17 protein-coding genes are annotated in these 20,188 nt (G+C 25.1%); 4 read left to right on the top strand and 13 right to left on the bottom strand.

Annotated features, from left to right (window positions below; translation table 11 throughout):
- The first annotated feature begins 27 nt into the window (after positions 1-27).
- Positions 28-1,830 carry a translation elongation factor 4 gene (gene lepA, locus K5563_RS00455; protein ID WP_221037731.1) on the top strand — a complete coding sequence of 601 codons (1,803 nt, stop codon included), beginning with the start codon at positions 28-30 and terminating at the stop codon, positions 1,828-1,830.
- 142 nt (positions 1,831-1,972) lie between these two features.
- On the top strand, positions 1,973-2,923 hold the full coding sequence (locus K5563_RS00450) for an L-lactate dehydrogenase (protein ID WP_221037056.1): 951 nt from the start codon (positions 1,973-1,975) through the stop codon (positions 2,921-2,923).
- 23 nt (positions 2,924-2,946) lie between these two features.
- Here the strand turns inward: K5563_RS00450 and K5563_RS00445 are convergent, their stop codons facing one another.
- The 3 genes from K5563_RS00445 to K5563_RS00435 all read right to left on the bottom strand — a co-directional run bounded on the left by K5563_RS00445 (position 2,947) and on the right by K5563_RS00435 (position 6,354).
- A complete protein-coding gene (locus K5563_RS00445) occupies positions 2,947-4,488 on the bottom strand; it encodes a YifB family Mg chelatase-like AAA ATPase (protein ID WP_221037055.1) in 1,542 nt (513 codons plus the stop codon).
- Positions 4,489-4,514: 26 nt separating this feature from the next.
- The gene (locus tag K5563_RS00440) at positions 4,515-4,925 is read right to left on the bottom strand and encodes an iron-sulfur cluster assembly scaffold protein (protein WP_221037054.1); all 411 of its coding nucleotides are present in this window, start codon (positions 4,923-4,925) and stop codon (positions 4,515-4,517) included.
- 160 nt (positions 4,926-5,085) lie between these two features.
- Positions 5,086-6,354, bottom strand: a complete 1,269-nt coding sequence (locus K5563_RS00435) for a cysteine desulfurase (protein ID WP_221037053.1) — start codon at positions 6,352-6,354, stop codon at positions 5,086-5,088.
- A gap of 203 nt (positions 6,355-6,557) precedes the next feature.
- Between K5563_RS00435 and K5563_RS00430 the strand changes: the two genes are divergently transcribed.
- Both K5563_RS00430 and K5563_RS00425 read left to right on the top strand, forming a co-directional pair.
- Complete coding sequence (locus K5563_RS00430; protein ID WP_221037052.1) at positions 6,558-6,875, top strand: hypothetical protein; 318 nt, start codon at positions 6,558-6,560, stop codon at positions 6,873-6,875.
- Positions 6,868-8,160, top strand: coding sequence for a hypothetical protein (locus K5563_RS00425; protein ID WP_221037051.1), 1,293 nt, complete (start codon positions 6,868-6,870; stop codon positions 8,158-8,160). The genes K5563_RS00430 and K5563_RS00425 overlap by 8 nt, the downstream gene beginning before the upstream one ends.
- 40 nt (positions 8,161-8,200) lie before the next feature.
- Here the strand turns inward: K5563_RS00425 and K5563_RS00420 are convergent, their stop codons facing one another.
- The 10 genes from K5563_RS00420 to K5563_RS00375 form a co-directional block, all read right to left on the bottom strand.
- Positions 8,201-9,454, bottom strand: coding sequence for an FtsX-like permease family protein (locus tag K5563_RS00420; protein ID WP_221037050.1), 1,254 nt, complete (start codon positions 9,452-9,454; stop codon positions 8,201-8,203).
- Entirely contained in the window at positions 9,451-10,131 is a 681-nt protein-coding gene (locus K5563_RS00415; protein ID WP_221037049.1) for an ABC transporter ATP-binding protein, read from the bottom strand. Before K5563_RS00415 ends, K5563_RS00420 begins: the two co-directional genes overlap by 4 nt.
- Positions 10,132-11,379, bottom strand: coding sequence for an FtsX-like permease family protein (locus K5563_RS00410; protein WP_221037048.1), 1,248 nt, complete (start codon positions 11,377-11,379; stop codon positions 10,132-10,134). It lies immediately after the preceding gene.
- Positions 11,366-12,433 (bottom strand): hypothetical protein, encoded by a 1,068-nt coding sequence (locus tag K5563_RS00405; protein WP_221037047.1) that lies wholly within the window; start codon positions 12,431-12,433, stop codon positions 11,366-11,368. Before K5563_RS00405 ends, K5563_RS00410 begins: the two co-directional genes overlap by 14 nt.
- Positions 12,430-13,275 carry a signal recognition particle-docking protein FtsY gene (gene ftsY / locus K5563_RS00400; RefSeq protein WP_221037046.1) on the bottom strand — a complete coding sequence of 282 codons (846 nt, stop codon included), beginning with the start codon at positions 13,273-13,275 and terminating at the stop codon, positions 12,430-12,432. The genes K5563_RS00405 and ftsY overlap by 4 nt, the downstream gene beginning before the upstream one ends.
- Before the next feature lie 60 nt (positions 13,276-13,335).
- The gene (locus tag K5563_RS00395; protein ID WP_221037045.1) at positions 13,336-14,751 is read right to left on the bottom strand and encodes a hypothetical protein; all 1,416 of its coding nucleotides are present in this window, start codon (positions 14,749-14,751) and stop codon (positions 13,336-13,338) included.
- A protein-coding gene (gene prfB / locus K5563_RS00390; protein WP_221037044.1) for a peptide chain release factor 2 occupies positions 14,733-15,810 on the bottom strand; the annotation gives its coding sequence in 2 pieces (ribosomal slippage) (positions 14,733-15,756 and positions 15,755-15,810; 1,080 coding nt in all). The genes K5563_RS00395 and prfB overlap by 19 nt, the downstream gene beginning before the upstream one ends.
- Positions 15,807-16,382 (bottom strand): hypothetical protein, encoded by a 576-nt coding sequence (locus tag K5563_RS00385; protein WP_221037043.1) that lies wholly within the window; start codon positions 16,380-16,382, stop codon positions 15,807-15,809. The genes prfB and K5563_RS00385 overlap by 4 nt, the downstream gene beginning before the upstream one ends.
- Positions 16,379-18,700: an RnfABCDGE type electron transport complex subunit D gene (locus K5563_RS00380; RefSeq protein ID WP_221037042.1), complete on the bottom strand. Its 2,322-nt coding sequence runs from the start codon at positions 18,698-18,700 to the stop codon at positions 16,379-16,381. Before K5563_RS00380 ends, K5563_RS00385 begins: the two co-directional genes overlap by 4 nt.
- A complete protein-coding gene (locus K5563_RS00375) occupies positions 18,700-20,169 on the bottom strand; it encodes a hypothetical protein (RefSeq protein ID WP_221037041.1) in 1,470 nt (489 codons plus the stop codon). The genes K5563_RS00380 and K5563_RS00375 overlap by 1 nt, the downstream gene beginning before the upstream one ends.
- Between the last annotated feature and the right edge of the window lie 19 nt (positions 20,170-20,188).

The raw sequence follows: 20,188 nt of genomic DNA, 5'->3' as shown, positions 1-20,188 counted from the left end.
TTTAGGATTAAAAGGGGAGGTTGAAAGATTAGTTCTTATAAAAAAAATTTTTGCATTATTGCACATATTGATCATGGTAAATCAACGTTAGCAGATAGATTTATACAAAAAGCTAGAATAATTTCAGATAGAGAATTTAAAAACCAAATTCTTGATAGTATGGATATTGAAAGGGAAAAAGGCATTACAATTAAGAGTCAGGCAGTTACTATTAATTATAAGTGTAGAAGTGATGGTAATACTTATGAACTTAATTTTGTAGATACTCCAGGTCATGTTGATTTTTCTTATGAAGTTTCAAGAGCAATTTCATCTTGCGAGGGAGCACTTTTACTTATTGATGCAAGTCAAGGGATAGAGGCTCAAACTGTTTCAAACTTCTATATGGCATTTGAACATAATCTTGAAATTATTCCTGTTATTAACAAAATAGATTTACCAAGTGCTAATATTGATTTTGTAAAAGAGCAAATAGAGCATGATTTAGGAATAGATTCAAAGATTGCTATTCCCATATCTGCTAAGAATGGGATAGGAATTGATGAATTACTTGAGGCTATTTGCAAACATGTTCCTTCTCCCAAAGGAAGTATTAAAAGCCCATTAAAGGCTTTAATTTTTGATTCACATTATGATTCTTATCGTGGTGTGATTGTTCATTTTAGAATTTTTGAAGGGCAAATTAAGACTGGTGACAAGATTAAATTTATGCATGCAGGTGGGGAATATTTATTGGAGGAGATTGGAATTTTTAGAATAATTCTTGAAAAAAAAGATTTATTGGAAGCAGGTGATGTTGGTTATTTTATTGCAGGAATAAAGAATATATCAGATGTTAAGATTGGAGATACTGTAACTCTTGTTGATAATCCAGCAAATGTACCTCTTGAAGGATTTAAAGAAGTTAAGCCTGTAGTATTCTCTTCTATTTATCCAGTTGATGCTAATCAGTATGATGATCTTTTAAAGGCAATGGAGAGACTTAAACTTAATGATGCATCACTTACTTTTGAAAAAGATGCTTCATCTGCTCTTGGACATGGATTTAAATGTGGCTTTTTAGGACTTTTACATTTAGAGGTTATTCAGGAGAGAATTGAGCGTGAATTTGATCTTAATATTATATTAACATCACCATCAGTTCGTTATAAAATTATTCCTAAAAAGGGAAATCCTTATTTTATTGAAAGTCCTGAACAGTTTCCTGGAAATGATAATATTGAGGTTGCTCTTGAACCTTATATTAAAGCTAATATTATTGTTCCTACTGAGTTTTTGGGAAATATTATGAGTATTTGTCTTGTTAAAAGAGGCATACAAGAAAATTTAATTTATCTTGATGTAAAACGTGTTGAGATTATTTATAAAATGCCACTTTCTGAGATACTTTTTGACTTTTACGATAAGATTAAATCTGTAAGTCGTGGATATGCTTCTTTTGATTATGTATTATTAGGATATGAGGAAACGAGTTTAGTTAAGTTGGATATTTTAGTTAATGGAGATAGAGTAGATGCACTATCTCAGTTAGCTTTTAGAGATAGTGCAAGAACAAAGGCTATGAGTATTTGTAAAAGATTAAAAGATGAAATTGCAAGGCAGCAGTTTAAAATAGCTATACAAGGAGTTATTGGTTCAAACGTTATTGCTCGTGAGACGATATCACCTTTTAGAAAGGATGTCACTGCTAAGTGTTATGGAGGTGATATTACTCGTAAAAGGAAGCTTTTAGAAAAGCAAAAAGAAGGCAAAAAGCGATTGAAAATAATAGGTAATGTTGAGATACCACAAAGTGCATTTCTTGCTGTTCTTAAACCAGAGAATAATTAGTATTGTATTTTAATTAGTACTTTAGTTTAGTGTGAAGAAATTATCAAATATTGAATTTTAGTTAAATTTAAATATTGTAAAATTGTTTTGAAGTATTATAGAATTATTTAATATTTGTAAACATAGTATATGGAGATCGTTTATGCTTAAATGTAATAAGGTTGTTCTTATTGGAGCTGGTGGTGTTGGTTCAAGCTTTGCTTATGCCTTGACTATAGATAACTCACTTGTTCATGAACTTATAATTATTGATGTAGCTCAAGATAAGGCTAAGGGTGAGGTTATGGATTTAAACCATGGTCAAATGTTCTTAGAGAAAAATATTAAAATAAAATTTGGTAATTATGATGATTGTTCAGATGCTGATATTGTTGTAATTACTGCAGGTCTTAATCAAAAGCCAGGTGAAACAAGACTTGATTTGGTAGGTAAAAATACTAAAATATTTAAAGATATTATAACAAGTGTTGTTGCAAGTAGATTTAGTGGTATTTTTGTAATTGCAAGTAATCCTGTTGATATTATGACTTATGTGACAATGAAATATTCTCATTTTCCAATTCACAGAGTTATTGGTACAGGAACAACACTTGATACTTCAAGACTTAAGTATTTTTTAGCTGAACGCCTTGGTGTTAATACTCAAAATATACATTCATATATTATGGGTGAGCATGGAGACAGTTCTTTTGCTACTTGGGATGAGACCAAGATCGCTATGAAGCCTTTATCTGAATATATTGATGAAGGGAAACTAAGAGAAGAAGAGCTTGATGAAATTCATAAAAATGTTGTTAATGCTGCTTATGAAGTAATTAAGTTAAAGGGAGCTACTTATTATGCAATTGGGCTTGGAATTAAGAACATTGTGAATGCAATAATTAGTGACCAGAATATTATTTTACCTATATCTTCATATATTAATGGGCAATATGGTAATTCCATCAAGGATATTTATATTGGGGCTCCTTCTATAGTTTGCAAAGAGGGTGTTAAAGAAGTTATTAATTTTAAAATAAGTGATAGAGAGATGGAAAAGTTTGAAGCTTCTGCTAAGCAGCTTAAGAGTTATATTGATAAGATAGAATTTTGATTTTGCCCCAATTAGGGGCTTTTTTATTCTTCTAGAAGTCTATCTCCATTTTTTCTGTGTTCAATGGATTCTAATAATGATTCTCTTGAAATACAGTCTTCTTCTTTTAAATCAGCAATTGTTCTTGCTAATTTTAGGATTGAATGAGTTGCTCTTGATGATATGTTAAGTTTATTTAATATATAAATCATTTCATCTTTTAAGATTTTATCTAATTCACAAAATATTGCAATATGTTCTGGTTTGAGATCAGAGTTTTTATGGACATTTTCAATGTTTTCGTATCTTTTACTTTGTATGTTTCTTGCTTTGATTATTTTTTTTCTTATTTCATTTGAGCTTTCACTGTCTTCTTGAAACAATTTTTCATTTTTTACTGGTTTGGCTGGCACTCGAATATCAATTCTATCAAGCATTGCTGCTCCAAGTTTTTTCCAATAGTTTGAAACTTCTTGTTGAGAACAAAAGCATTCTGTGTCATTTTTTCCAAGATTGCCACAAGGGCAAGGGTTTGTAGCAATCATTAATTGGAAATTTGCAGGATATTTGGATGATTTAGAACTTGCTCTTACTATTGAAATCATCTTATCTTCTATTGGTTCTCTCAGTGATTGTAATATTGATTTTTGAAATTCTAAGGCTTCATCTAGAAATAAAACTCCATTGTGTGCAAGTGATACTTCACCAGGGAGTGCATTAGAGCCTCCACCAATGATTCCTTCTTTACTTGCAGTTTGATGAGGTTGTCTAAATGGTCTTCGTTTTATTATTTTTGTATCTATTAGTTTGCCCGATACTGACCAAATCCTGTTTGTTTCAATTAATTCTTTGTTTGTAAGTGGAGGTAAAATTGACTCTACACATTTGATGCTAAGAGTTTTTCCACTTCCAGGAGGGCCAAATATCATTATATTATGCCCTCCAGCAACTGCAATTTCAAGTGCTCTTTTGATTCTATGTTGTCCTTTTATATTTCTGAAATCATATTCAAATTTTTCGTCATTGTTTTCTATTTGAATTTTAGTTTTAATGAGGGGTTTTGGTGGCAATATATTATTATTAAGATTTTCTACTATGTCTAAAGCTTCTTTTAGAGTTTTTATTCCCCAAATGTTTAGATTTTCTATTAAAAGAGCTTCTTCTAAATTAGCAAAGGGTATTATTATGCATTTAATTCCTCTTTTCTTTGCAAGTGATATAGCAGGCAATACTCCTTTAATTGGTCTTATTTGACCGTCTAATTGTAGTTCTCCTAATATTAAAATTTCTAAATTGTTGTTGTTGTCTTGATTTTCTTTTGTAGTAATAATGCTTGTTGCAATTGAGAGATCAATTGCCGTTCCAATTTTTTTTATTCCAGCTGGTGCAAGATTTATTAATATTCTGTCTTTTGGAAAAGTAAATTTCGAATTTTTAATAGCTGCTTTTATTCTTTCTCTTGATTCTTTGATTTCACTTCCAGCTAATCCAACAATATCAATCCCTGATATTCCTTTTTTAATATCTACTTCAACTTCGATTAATTCTCCTTCATATCCTATTGATGAATGAGAGTATATTTTCATATGTAATTCTCCTTTAAATTAAGACGTTATTTAGTATTATTTAGGATTTCACTTAAAGCTTTGTATGGTAACATAAAGCAATCTTTTCTATTTGTATGTAAAAAGTTTTCAAAATTTTTAAGTCTTATATCAATTTCTTCTATTTTTTCAAAGTTTTTATTAATTATTTTAATTATGAATTTTAGTATTGCTTTTCTAGATTGATTGTCACATAATTTGGTTAATATATATGCACTAGAGGAAAGTATTATGCATCCTTGTGCATTGTATTTTAATCTGATTTTTTCGTTATCTTCTTTTACTTGAAATGCTATTTTATCACCACATTTGGACTGATAGTATGTTAGGTTTTGATTTTTATTATTATCTGTTTTAAAATAATACTTATTTATTTTACTCAGTCTTATTAATTCGTTTTTTGTTTTTTCTGAGAACATGATTCAATTTTACGGGGTTTGTTTGATTAAATCAACAATAATTTTATGTTGATTTAATTTTAAGATTTATATTTATATTACAGATCAATTTATGAGCATTATCCTTTTATGTTATGCATAATAAAACTTGAAAACTTTTTTTAAGTTTTAAGATAGATACTTAATAAAAGGCTTTTATGGTTCTCTTTAGGCAAGATATAAAAGTATCAATTTCTTCTTTTGTATTATAGAAATAAAAGCTAATTCTTAATAAATGATCTTTTTTGATATGTTCTGATAAAAATGCCATGTATGCGCAACTTTTTCCTGCTCTAATTGCAATTCCCATCGTGTCAAGATATGTTTCAACATCATGGGAGTGTATATCTTTTATTGTGAATGATATTATTGATTTTCTTTTTATATTTTGATTTATAACAAATTCAACTTCATCAATTTCTTGTAATTTTGCAACGCAATATTCAATTAGTTCTTTATCGTATTCTTTAATAAATTCCATTGAAATATTATTAATGTATTCTATTGCCTTTCCAAGACCAATTATGCCTGCAATATTTGGTGTTCCTGATTCAAATTTATTTGGAGATCCAAGGGTTTTAAAATTAATCTTTCCATTTTCTATAAAAATATTTTCTATGGCATTGCCTCCTAGTTTGGAACTATTAAGTTTGTTTATGATTTTTTCTGATATGTATAATACTCCAATTCCTGTTGGAGCAAGCATTTTGTGTCCTGAGAATACTAAAAAATCACAGTTTATTTTATTTACGTCTATGTTCATATGTGGTGCCATTTGTGCCGCATCTACAAATAGAATAATTTTGTTATCTTTGGCAATTTTTCCAATTGCTTCTAAGTCTTGTGTAGTTCCTAATATATTACTTATGCCAGATATGGCAATCATTTTTGTTTTATTTGTAATTAAGTTTTTTATTTGTTCTGGGTGAATAATGCCCATTTCATTAAATTTTGCAAGTTTAATATTTAAATTTAAAAATTTCGCAATATTTATCCAAGGAAGTAAATTGCTATTGTGTTCTAATGTTGTTAAGATGATTTCATCTTTTTCTTTTAAAATTTTTGAAAATAGTAATGAATTTGCTACTGTATTTATTCCATCTGTTGTTCCAGAATTAAATATTATGTTTGTACAAGATTGTGCGTTAATAAATCTTTTTACAATTTCTCTTGTTTCTTCTACTTTTAAGCTGGATTGTATTGTAAGTTCATGACCGCTTCTGTGAACATTTGCATTATAGTTTTCGTAGTATTGAGCTACAGATGAAATAACGATTTTTGGTTTTTGAGAAGTTGAAGCATTGTCAAAATAAATTAGTTTTTTATTATGAATAGTTTTGTTTAGAATGGGAAAATCCTTTCTTAGATAGTTTACTTTTTCATTTTTATATTTTAAAGGATTAAAATTCATTTTTTGGTACTCTTTGCTTTTTATAGAAGATTTTTATTATAAAAATTATACCATTATTTTTTTATGTTCATGTATGGATAATAATTTCTTTATTTTATAATTTTATAATCTTAGTTTTTATTCTTTTCTTAAATTTATGTTTTATAATCATAATATTTTAAGCTTTTATCTTTTCAGGATATGTTTATGCTATAATTCGTTTTATGAAAGAAATAATTTATAGGTTTGAAAAAGCCGAAGATTATAAATTGGTACCTGTTAATAATATTTATGGTAATGTAACTAATACTGGTGAAATTTTTTGTGATCTTGTTTTTGAGTCTACAGAAATCCCTGAAGAAATTGTTTATACTAAAACTAAAGAAGGTGTTTTAGAAGAAATTTCTAAAGATCTTAAGGGTTCTAAAGAAAAGATAATTTTAATAAATTCTTTTGTTGGAATTTCTATTACAAAAGATACTGCTAAAAATATTGCTTATTGGCTTTTAAAAAAAGTTGATGAACTAGAGGATAATGAATAAAACTTCTGAAGAAAGAATTAAAATTTATTTATCTAAGCTTTCTAAATACAAGAATAAGATTATAAAAGAAAAATATGTAAAGGACATTATTGAAAAAGCAGATATCTCGGATGCTGATATTGAGAATATCGAGATGTATTTTTATAAGGTATATGATAGGGCTAAGCAATTAGAGAAAATAGGAAAATTGAATGATTCTTTAAGAGAGCTTGATACTGTGTATTTATATTCTCTTCATAGTAATTCCATTTTTTTTTCGTTTTTTAGTTTTTATAGAAAGCTTGTAAAAAGAATATATAGTAAAGGTGTAGATAAAAGGTTGATTCATTTAAGTTTACAGGCTAGAGAATTTGGGATAGTAAATAGTCTTGATTTAATAGCTTATGATAAAGCTGGAAAGTTAAAACATAAATTATTAAGATTATTGTTAAATTTTATATTAATAGCTATTATTTCGTTAATTACATATACAGTAGTGATGCCTTTTATTGTTGGTTATTACAAAGATTTAAGTAAAGTAAGCAATATTAAAATTCAAGAAACTATGGTTCAAGGTTTGCCTTCAGTTACAAGGATGACTGATTTAATAGTTGAGTCTGCTGATATTTTTGCAAAGCCTTATGCTTTATATAGTGTTGAAGTTGAAGATGCTAAGGTGCTGGTTTTTGAGGATGCACATACTTATCAACTAAAGGCAGGAGTTATTTCATTTAAAAAACCTATTAAAAAAATTTCTTATAGTATTACTGTTTATGATGATTTAGGAAAACCTATTTTAAATAAGGTGTTTGAAAAGATAAGTGATTTTCATAATCAGTGGCGTAAAGGTGTTTATGTACCAATTGATTTTACATACAATATTGCTAAAGATATTAAGGGACATCCTAAAAAGATGGTTCTTAATATAACTTCAATTGAATTTTTTGATGAAGATAATAACATTTATAATGTTGATTTAGAAACAAGTTCTTCAGTTTTGAAATTTAAATATCTTGGAAATTATTTTAATGAAGATTTTGGAATTTATGAAGCTAATTCTTTTATAGAAGTTTACAATAATTTAAAAGATACTGTTAAATATTTAGAAATTGAGTTAGCTTATTTTACAAAGGATAGTCAAATTATTAGGACTTTGCGACGCAAGTTGATTTCTGATTCCAACTCTTTTCTTAAACCTTACTCTAGGCAGAGTTTTGCATTAAAGACTGTTTTTCCAAAAGAGATTTATCCAAATATTCAAGAAGAGTTATCTTTTATTAAGATTTTGAATGTTTTTACAAGATAGTCTGAGTATTATCGTTATAAAAAACAAAAAAAAGTTTAATCTATTTTAAAATTTCTTTTTCTTTAAGTTTTGAAATAATATTTAAAGGAATTAGTGTTGTTGTAATGCTAATTAATGTGTAAGATAATAGAATGATTAAGCTAAATTTTAAACTTATTTTAATATTAAATTCAGATATATAATAATCATAGTTTAAAATTTCTGTATTCTCAGCTCCAAATATTTTTAAAATTGTATTGATAATAATATCTATTGTGTTGATGAAATGTTCTATATTAATAGTTATGTAATTACCAATCATTATGCCTATCATACAAAATGTTGAACTTAAAACAAATGCTATGAATATGAATATTAGTTTTAGACTTAAATTGCTCATTCCAATTGACTTAAATATTGCAATTTTCTTTTTATTTTCAAGTATTAACATGCAAAGAGATGAAGATATATTAATACTTGCGAATATTACAATAAGTGCCATAATAAATATTAAAAGTTTTTTGCTGATATCTAAGTTTACATATTTATTTAAATAAAGCTCATAAAATGTTTTTATTTTGTATTCTTTGAATTCTTTTTCAATATCTTTTTTTAGATTATCAGTTTTTTCTTTAGTATTATTTCTAGTAGAAATCCCAATTATGCTTTTAGAAAATTCTTTTGACATTATGTTTGAATCTTTTAGTAAAATGAAAACTAAATTTTTGTCAATTTCTCTTATTCCTGTTTCGATAATTCCAGCTATGTTAAATAGCTTTGCATTTGGAAATATCTTTTGATGTTTAGTATTTGCCACTACAAGGTAAATAGATTGATTAATATGTAAATTAAGTTTATCTTTTATTTGTTTTGATATTAGGATTTCATTTTTTTGAAATCTTTTTTTGCCATCTATGAATTTTATGTTCTTATTCTCATCAATAAATTTATTTTCTATTGCTCTTATTAGTACACCTTGTTTTTTTTTATTTCCTATTATTCCATAAGTTCTTCTTTCAAAAAAATATTTTAATTCATCTTGTTTGTATTCTTTTTTGAATTCTTCTAATTTAGTTCGCAGTTGTTCATCTTTTTGAGGTTCATTATATTCGATTTGTACGGAAAATCCTTCATTTTCAATGTATTTGTCTATTGTAGAATTCATGATATTGCTTGACATGTAATAAACAATAATTAAAGGAATCATGACTAAACTTAAAGATATCCCAGAGCCAATTAGGGCTTTTTTGTTTTTTGAGTTTATAAAAATTATGTATGCTATTTTTATAAGTGCTTTAATATTTGAATGACTCATATTCTATTTAGTCTTTTTTCTTTAAGTTCATATTTTATATCTGCTTTGTTAGAAAATTCTGGATTATGACTAACTAAAATTAGTGTTTTACCAAATTTTTTGGCTGTGTTTATTAATAGAGATTCTACAGTTTTGGCAGTCTTAACATCCAGATTACCAGTGGGTTCATCGCATAAGATTATATTTGGTTCATTAATTAAAGCTCTTGCAATAGCTGCTCTTTGTGATTCTCCTCCTGATAGTTCTGAAGGGTAATGTTCTACTCTTGTATCTATTTCTAATATTTTCATTAGATTTATTGCTTTTTGATTTATTGTTTTTAAATCATCTTGACCTTCAATTATTTTAGGTAGGATAATGTTTTCAAGTACATTAAACTCGTCAATTAAATTGTGATTTTGAAAAACAAGACCTATTTTTTTATTTTTATATAAACTTAATGTTTTCTCGCTTGCATCTTTTAAAGATATTCCACATGAGATGATATCTCCTGAATCTACTTTATCAATTCCTGATATTATGTTAAAAAGAGTTGATTTCCCACATCCGCTTTTACCTTGAATTGAAATAAAATCTCCACTTTTTACATTTAAATCTAAATTTTCTATTACTTTTATTTTTGTTTTATTTTTAGTATATGTTTTATGAACTTTCTTGATACATAGTATGTTTTCCATTTATGTTGCTCCATTTATATTGTCAATATATTTGATCTTTTTTGTTACCTTTAGACTTGAGCATATTGTAAACAAACAAACAAAAAATAGCGTTGATATTAAATCATTGATGAATATTTTAGGTGTAATTATATTTTTTACTATTTTTATTTCAACATTTTCTAGTTTGCATTTTAATAGATAATTTATAGCTTTGATCAGGCTGTTAATTATAATATCTATTACATATAGAATTTCATTAATATTTAAAGATATTATAACACCTGAAATTAATCCAATAACTCCTCCTAGTATACAAATTATTACTGAATGCATTAAAAAGACTTGTCTGATTTTTTTTGATTTGGTGCCTAAGCATAATAGAATTGCAATTGCTTTATTCTTGTTTATTATTATTCTTTTTTGTAAATAATATGTGTTAACAGCAATGACAAGAAATATGCTTGTTAAGATGATTAACATTGTATTTCTTTCTATTTTTAGTGTTTTATAAAATTCTTTGTTATATTCATTCCAAGATTTAAATTTAATGTTTGGATTGATATTTTTTATTTGCTCTATTAGTTTTTTACTAGGATATAAGCTTTGTGTTTTGACTTGATAGTTGATATTTGTATCTTTTATAATTTTATTTTTGTAAAAATAGTTTATATTCATAAATACTGTAGATTCATTTATTTTGGCATACTTGCTCTTAAAGATGGCTTTTATTTCAAAGTATTTTATTTTTTTTGTTAATGTTTGTAAATTTTGTATTTCATCACTTAATATTAATCCTATTTTATCTCCTTCAAATAGTCCTAAATTGTAGGATAATACATCTCCTATAATAATTTCATTATCATTAAGTTGGAGTTTTGATTCTGAGAGATCAGTTAGTAGAATAAAGTTTTTATCTTTTATAATATCTTTTGTGTCAAGTGCAATAATATTTAAGATACTTGGGGAATAATAGTCTTCAATCCCAATTCCTTGTGTTTCATAAATTTTGTTTATTTGGATTATTTCTTTAATCTTTTTAAGTGTATTGAGATCTTGCTCGCTTAATTTGCTTTCAATTTTTAAATTACCACTTTCTAGTGTGGACATACTTATGAAAAAGTCATTTTGCAAACCATTCATTATAGATATTATTACAATAATAATGATTTGTCCAATTATTATGCTTAAGATTATTACAATTGTAAGTGATAAGCTATTTTGTTCATCTAGTATTAGTCTTTTCAATAAAAATTTAGCTAATCTCATTTTTGTCTCTTGCAATATCTTTATTGTTATTGAGTTTTTCAATGATTTCATCATTTTTGTATTTTACTTTAAATATAGGATTTCCGTTATAGTATATTTCTTGCTCATATTCATTGTCACTAAAGTATTCATTTTTTAATAATATTGAGTTATTCTCATAAATTGTTTTTAACGTTAATTTATTATCAGAATTATATTCATATTTTGTTTTGACACTATAGTTTTTTTTATTTTCATTTATAGTTATATTTTCTTCCAATATAATATTTCCAGATTCATTATATTCAAAATTACTTAAATTTGTGATTTTATTATTTTTATATACTTCTTTTTTAATTAAATTATGTCCTTTATATGTTGATATGGTTTTTATGTCGTCCTCTTCTATCGTATTTATTCTTTCATCGTCATTTATGTAGTTATTTTTTTCTTTAGATTTTATTTTGCTATTATCTAGTCTAATGCTTTTTAAATGTCTTTTTTTTTCATCATAATGGAGTACTTTTATTATTTTTGATTTGTTGATGTCAAAATATATTGATTTTATTTCTCCATCAATTCCGTAATTCCAAACTTGAAGGTTTGAACCTGCTATTTTTAAAAGTTTACCATTAATGTCTTTTGTATATTGTATTCTTTTTGGTTTTTGGTTTAAAATTTTGATTTCTTTATAAACCAAATCATTTTTTTCATAAAAATAAGCTACAGATTCAAGGATTGTTCCTTTGGGACTGTATTGTATTTCTTGTATTTTATTATTTAAGTTATCAAAAATTTCTTCTTTTGTTTTAATGTCTTTTGCATTATAGAATATTAACTTTTTTTTATCTTCTATTGTTTCTTGTGTTTTATATTTAATAAGTTTTGAGTCTTTAAAGAGACTAAATTTTTCAATTTCATTGATTTTTGTATATTCGATATAAAATCCTGTTTGTGGGACTTCATATATTTCCTGATATTTATTGAAAAATACATCAGATATGAAGTAGCTTTGTCCATATGCGGTTGATGTTAGAAATATTATAAAAAATAGGATTAATATTTTTTTTGTCATAGCAACTTATTGAAGTAATCATCAATGTTAAATTCTTTGATATGTTCTAATTGTTCTCCAAATGTAAAAAAATATATTGGTTTGTTAAATAGTTTTGAAATATTTATTATTCCACCGGCTCTAGATGATGAATCAAATTTTGTAGCTATGATTCCATCAATTTCTATTGCTTGATTAAATATTTCTGTTTGATTGTTTACATTTTTCCCAGAAATAGAGTCTATTACTAATATTTTTTTATAGTTAACATTTGTTTCTGCTATTTGCTTTTTAATTACATTGTCCATTTTTTGAAGTTCTTTGATTAAGTTTGCTTTATTTTGAAGCCTTCCTGCTGTATCAATTATTAATATGTCATAGTTTTTTGCTTTTGCACTTGCAATACTATCAAATATTACTGATGATGCGTCACTTCCTTGATTTTGAGATATGACTTTAATTCCAATTTTTTCACTTTGTATTTTGAGCTGTTCAATAGCTGCTGCTCTAAATGTATCTGCTGCAGCTATTAACACATTTTTTCCTTCATTTTTTAATTTGTTTGCAAGCTTGATGATGCTTGAAGTTTTACCAACTCCATTTACCCCAATTATTAATAAAATATTTAATCTATTACTATCTAAATTGAGTTTTTGTTGATTGATATAACTTTTTAAAAAGTCTTTTAGTTTGATGAGTATTTCTTTTTCGTCTTTGACCTTAATTTTTTTTATATATTCTGTTATTTCAATCACTATATTATTTTTAATATCTGCTTCTAATAGAATATCTTCTAAATTTTCAAATGTTCGTGTTTTTTCCTTATTTATAAATAAATTCTTTATCTTTTCAAAAATACCCAAAGGTCCCATTCTCCTATTTTTTATTGTTTCCTAAATAATTTTATAATAATTTGTTCGCATTTATTTATATTCACCTTTACTTGCTTCTTGAATATATTGTATCAAATGAATTATTAATGGTATAAAGCTTCCAATAGAAAGTGTGATTCCTGTACTAAGCAGGAATGTTGTAATCATTTGTTCTGATTTTGCATTGTATAGAGCCTGAGGTGTAATTCTGTATTTCATAATATTATTTAAAGATATATTGTAAAATTCTGATGCTTCATTATATTTTGTTATGGAAAAAGCAGTACCTATTAGGCTTAATGTAAAGATTCCAAGATTAATATAGAAGAGATCTCTTTTTATAATAAGTTCACTTTTATTGTCCTTTAACATTTCTATATTAATTTCTTTGTCTTCTTTGCTTATCGTCTTGAACATATTTTTGTATCCTTGAGCTTGCAATAGAATAGACTCTATGCCTTCAGGTTCTTCAATTTCAATTGGTGTTTCACCTATAAATATTCCTTTTTTAAAGACTTTAGATGTTACATTACTTTGAATTAATATTGTCTTAAAGTTTTCTTTTTGCAAGTTAATAGCTAAATTGATTATGTCTCCATTTTTTACTCTTTTTTTTACTACGTATGGTTTGTAGGTTTTACTTGTGATATTAATGATGATTTCTTGATTTGGTAATTTGGCAATATCCCATATATCGTTGTTATATATTCCTTTTGATACAAATTGTTCATTTATATAGATTTTAGCATCCAGGTTATTTATGACGTTGATTTTAATTTTGATAAATTCTCTTCCAAGTATTTCTTTAAAACTAAGATGAGCTATTTTATTTGCAATATCATCAGTGGATGATGATAATTGAAAAATTTCTTTTTTCACTTCAATTCCTTTAGGCGTAATATTGTGAACTTCAACAAGATAATGTTTATCTATTTTTTTAATATGTATATAATTAATGAAAAATAGTTTTTGGTTTATTAAGAATTCTGTGTTTAAATTTAATAAATGTATTTTTTCTTTGTTTTTTGCATATTCTGCTTTCATCTTTTTTAAATTTATGAGGTAATTTTCAAATTCTTTTTGTTTAATTTTAATGTTTTCAATTTCTTTTTTTAGTTTATTAATTTTGATTTCTATTTGATTTTCTTCTTTTGTGCTTATTGTATTTTGAAGCCTTTTTTTGTCCATATCTTCTCTTAATTTGCTAATTTCAATTTCTTTGTTTACTATGTTTTGGTGTATATGAATGCGTCTTATAAAATCTTTATCATTATTATTTACAATATGTTCGTTGATTGTTTGATAAATTTTATCTAGTGTTTTTTCAATACCTTTTTGGAGATCGTTATTTTCTTCTGATGTATTGATTATATAAGAAAATCTATACTCTATGTTATTTTGAGGATACGCTAAGTTTATTTTTAAGATTAAAAATAATAATATTATTATTAGCTTAGATTTTTCCATTTTAGATATTCTTCTATAAAATTATCAATGTTTCCATCCATAACAGAGATAATATTTGGATTTTCAAATTTTGTTCTGTGATCTTTGACTAGAGTATAGGGTTGGAATATGTAAGATCTTATTTGATTACCCCAAGATATATCTTTTTTTTCTTCTTGTTGGGATTTATTTTTTTGTTGCTCTAGTGTTTTGTAATATTCATAAAGTCTTGATTTTAAAACTTTCATTGCTAATTCTTTATTTCTATGTTGACTTCTATCGGTTTGAGATTGAGTTACTATTCCTGTTTGAAGATGGGTAATTCTGACTGCTGAGGATGTTTTATTGACATGTTGTCCACCTGCTCCTGAAGCTCTATATGTGTCAATTCTAATATCTTCTGGCTTAATTATTATTTCGATTTTATCATCAATGACAGGGTCAAGAAAAATAGAGGCAAAAGATGTATGCCTTTTTTTTGCAGCGTCAAAAGGAGATATTCTTATAAGGCGATGTATTCCTACTTCACTTTTTAAAAATCCATAAGCATACTCTCCCTTTATTTCAATTGTCACAGATTTAATGCCTCCTTCAGCTTCAAGTAAATCTATAAGCTCTGTTTTGTAGCCACGTCTTTCAGCATATCTTAAGTATACTCTGTATAACATGCTAACCCAATCACAAGCTTCTGTACCACCTGCTCCTGAATGTATTGTTAAGAATGCATTATTTATATCAATATCTTCTTTAAAATAGGATATTGTTAGAACATTTTTATATTGCATTCTTAATTTTTCAAGCTCTTGGTCTAATAGCATTATATCTTCTTCGCCTTCTGCAATGTCACATAGGTCTTTTAGGTCTTTAAGTTTACATATTAACTCTTCCCAAGGCTCAATTTTAGATTTTAAAATATTTTGTTGTTTAAGAATTTCTTGTGCTTTTTTATTGTCATTCCAGAAATTTTCATTATTTATTTGTATTTCATATTCTTTAATCTGTGCTTTAAGCTTATTACTGTCAAAGTTTCCTCCAAACATTATTGATTTGCTCTAAGAGTTCGTTTATTTTTTCTTTCATTGTAAACCTCCGTTATTGTTGTTTATTAACATAATTATATTTGGAATTAGAGATAAGATAAATATTATAAAAAAATATACTGTTTCATTTACTAATATTTTAGATGGTGTTCTTTGTTCAAAGTTTTTCTTTATAAATATTATTAATATTAGGGCTATTAATACACCAAGTGAAGATAAAAGTATTATTTTAAACCCTTCTAAAAATTTATGACTTTTATCTAGAGCAAAAAATGTTATTGCAATTAAGCTACTATTAGATAGTAAAAAATCGTTTGAATATTTCAATTTATTATTATAAATAATTAAAACATTGTTTAATGTTTTTAGTGTTATCGTGAACAAATAAATAAATATTACATATATTATTGGGATTATAAACAATAAGTTATATTCTAGAAATAATTTATAAATATAAAAAAAACTTGAATAAATTAACATAGAAGTCATTGTTATTATTAAATATTTTTTTAATAATGTTTTATTATCTTTTGTTGTTATATCTTCAATTCCTATAAAGTATATTAATAATAGGTTGTTGACTATTAAATAACTTATTACACTATTGTTCATAATTTAATAATTTCTTCTCCATTTTTGTTTGTGCTTGTATGTTCCATAAATTTTGCTTTATTTACTTTTAATTGATGCAATATTTTTTTGATTTGAAATGTTAAGCTATATTTTTTTATTAATGTTGAACTGATTTGCAATATAAAAATAGATATTACAGCTGATAAAGTTTCAAGTGGAATATAGATTAATGTTATAAAATATGCTAAAGATAATGTAATTCCATAAAGTATTTGTTCAAATTTAAAATGTGGTGCTATTTGTAGTTCTGTGCCCATTGTGAATACTAAGATCATTGGGATGGGTGATATTATTAGCGTTAACATATCAGAACTTATATAGGTGTAAAGATCAAGACTTTTAAGTGTATATGCAATTAAAAATAAACCTATATAAAAAGCCAGTGGTATTAATTTATTTATAATAAACTTTCCAAAGATAAGTGAAAAACCAATATAAATTAGAATAGGTGACAAATATTTTTCGTTTTGTAGTCCAAGTAAATTTTCAATTTGAAATCTTGGTATAGTAATGTTTACATAAGACAATATATTATCATTTATGAATTTTTCAATGATGTCAATATTTCTATTTTCATGTATTGTAATTTTTTTTAAGCTTTCTATACTTTTAATATTTGGATTTTGATTAATTACTTTATGCCAGGTAGGAATTATATCTTCTTGTTTTAAAAGTTCTTTAAAATATGTTTGTTTGAAACTTGATGGGAAATTTAGTATTAAAAACATAAAAGAAATTAATATGGGATTTACAATGAATTTCGAAAGTTTTGAAAAATACAAAAATACAAAAAATGTGAAAAGTAATGCCATTATTTTTAATACAATAGGAAGATTTAAAGGTAATATTATACTAATAATTAAAGCGGTATATATAAAGAATGACATATATCTGTGTTTTGACTTTAGCATTATTGGAATATATGAGCATAAGCTTATGGTTATTAATATTGAGGTATCAATGAAAAATTTTTTGTTGTTTATAAACGAGAGTATTAAATTAGGTATTAATGCTAATATAATAGTTAAATAAATATCTTTTAAATTGTTCTCAGTATATATTAGTTTGTTATTTAGGCCTAAATTTAATATTTGTTCCTTTATTTCTTTTTTAACTTTGTTTATTTCTTCTTCGATTTCAATTTCAGTATATCTGAAATATTGTAATTGTTTGTTTTCAAGATTATTTTTATTTTTAATTTTTGATAAAATAAGTCCTTCCATATAAAGTGGTGAAAAACTAGGTATTTTAAAGATCTTTATTTTACTAAATATTGATTCTTTTTTGAGTATTGTGATGCTATATATATCTCTTGTTATAGGTGCATTTAGATTACTTATTTTTATCTTATTTATTGGATTGTTTATAAAGATGTCATATTTTTTTATATTAATATTTCTGTTTATTATTTGCTTGATAGATGTTCCAATTTTAGTTTTAATTATCTTACTTTGTCTTTTCTTAATATCGTTTATGGTTACAAATTTTTCCTTATATGGAGAGTCTGTTTTGATTGCACTATATACATTATAAAGATCCTCAACATTAGATAGAAGTATATTTTTATTTGGATTTATATTATTTTTTATGCTCTCTTCATTATATAAGAAGTGCATTATCACTTCATGATTAGAATATAGGCATGGCGTATTTGGAATTAATTTAATTTTAAATCGTTTCTCTTTAAAGATATTTAACTTTTCAAGTTCTTTTTTTAAGTTATAGTTATCAAGTATGATTAAAATTTCTTTAAATTTAAATACTTTGTCAATTGTTTCAAGTCCATAGATGATATTATCCAATTTTTTATTTATTAATATTTCTGAGATATTAGTAAATGAATCTTTACCATTGACTAATAAAAGCATTTTATCTATTTTTTTGCATTTACTTACGTATTGGAATAATGAATCTTCATTAAACCATGGAATTCCTAATCGAATTAACTTTTCTAGTGTTTTTTCTCTTGATGTTTCTTCACTTGGCAATTCTTTTTCATTTTTAATTTTTCCGTGAAATCTTATTAATGCTGATTTTACTTGATGTCCATTTGGAAGGTTTGCAGTATATATTTTTTCTATTGTTCCAGATATGGAAGCATATGTGTATAATTCTGAATTTTTATTTTTTGATAGTATTTGTCCTTCCTCAATTCTTTGATTTTCAATAATATATATTGTGGATTTTGAATTTTCTGTTTCTAGTGGAATTAATACGCATTCGGGTATTTGAATCTCGTCTATATTTATTTTATATTTATACTTATTTTTTAACTTTGTTGCTTCTGCTATAGGCATCAGACGTTCCCTTTAATATATTTCTTATAGTTTTTTTCACTCATGTTTAAAAGAATTGTAAATCTTATTGCTTTAAATAGGAATAGTAATAAGAAAAATGGCAATGAAAGAGTAAATAAAATTTTAAAATTATCTTTATTGATTTTAATATTATTAGGTGCTTCTTTATAGATTAATATTGGATTTCCATTGTCTAAAAATAATTTTGGCAGTTCTTTGTTAAGGTTTTTTGATATAAACTCTTTATCTACTTTATATACAGTTTTTGGATTAATAGTAATTTTATTATTTTCTATTTCAAAGTAATCCTCTTTTATGTGTGTATTTACTTTCCCATATTGAGCTGTGATCTTATGTTTAAGTTCATTTTGATAAAATGTGTGGTACATATAACCCACTATATTTGGAATTTCTTCGTTATGTCCTACCATTAAGTAGATGTTATTGGGGTTTAGGTAATCAAAATAATGCAATTTTTTGCTATAAAGATAATTAAGATCTTTGTAAGAATTGAGTATATTTTGCGAATAAAAAAATGGTATTATTGAGGCTATAAATAACATTATATGTATTAGAATCTTGAATTTTAATATTTTTGTTTCTCTTTTTTGTTCTTTAATTTCAATTAAAGATAAAAATGTATTTTGTAAATTGCTTTCAGTTTTTATCCAAGTGAATATTAAAAAAATACAAAGTGTTGATACTGATACGAAAATGATTAGAATTGCTTCAAGATTGGTAGTTAAGAAATTGATTATCACACTATAGTATAATACTATAAATAAAAATAGAAATATTGGTATTTTAATTTTCTTAATTAATATTGTAAAGCTTATGTCCCTCAAATATATTTTATTATAATTTTTATTGAAATTATCAATCAGTGTGAATAATAGATAGGCTAATATAGTTAAAGGATAAAAAAATAATATCTCGTTGCTGAATATAAATATTATACATGAGCTTGTTAAAAAAAGTATTATAAAAGGTGCATATTTTATATTTAACATTAATAGAAGTATAATTATTATTAAAAATGTTATACTTGAAAAGTAGTTAATTTTAGTTTTGTAAGTAAAAGAATGCATTTCTGCTTCAATATTTTTATCTTGCTTTAATTTTTTAAGATCTTGACTAGTAAATGTTGAATCTACATAAAGTATTTTTTTATTTTCTAAATTAAAAAGGTTAGGCAGTTTTTTTAAAAACAAGTCTTTTCGGAGATCTTCATCGTGAAGGATATTTAATTTATTTATTGTTATCTCTTTAAAATTGGGAAAGTCTAATATGTCTACTTTTGTTGTATATTCAGATATAGTCTTATATCCTAATGAATTTATATAATCATTTGCGATTTTTAAATCTTTTTCTTTTGGGAAATATATTGGTTTATAATCCCCAAATTTTGTCATGTTACAAGAAATTAACAATAGTATTAGTGACAGGTGTAAAAAGTTTAGTAGGTTCATTTTTTCCTTTATTTTATAA

Source organism: Borrelia sp. HM, from assembly GCF_019669085.1.
In the GTDB taxonomy this organism is placed as follows: domain Bacteria; phylum Spirochaetota; class Spirochaetia; order Borreliales; family Borreliaceae; genus Borrelia.
Note: the sequence above shows the minus strand (reverse complement) of the source record. Positions and strands in the feature narration are given on the sequence as shown.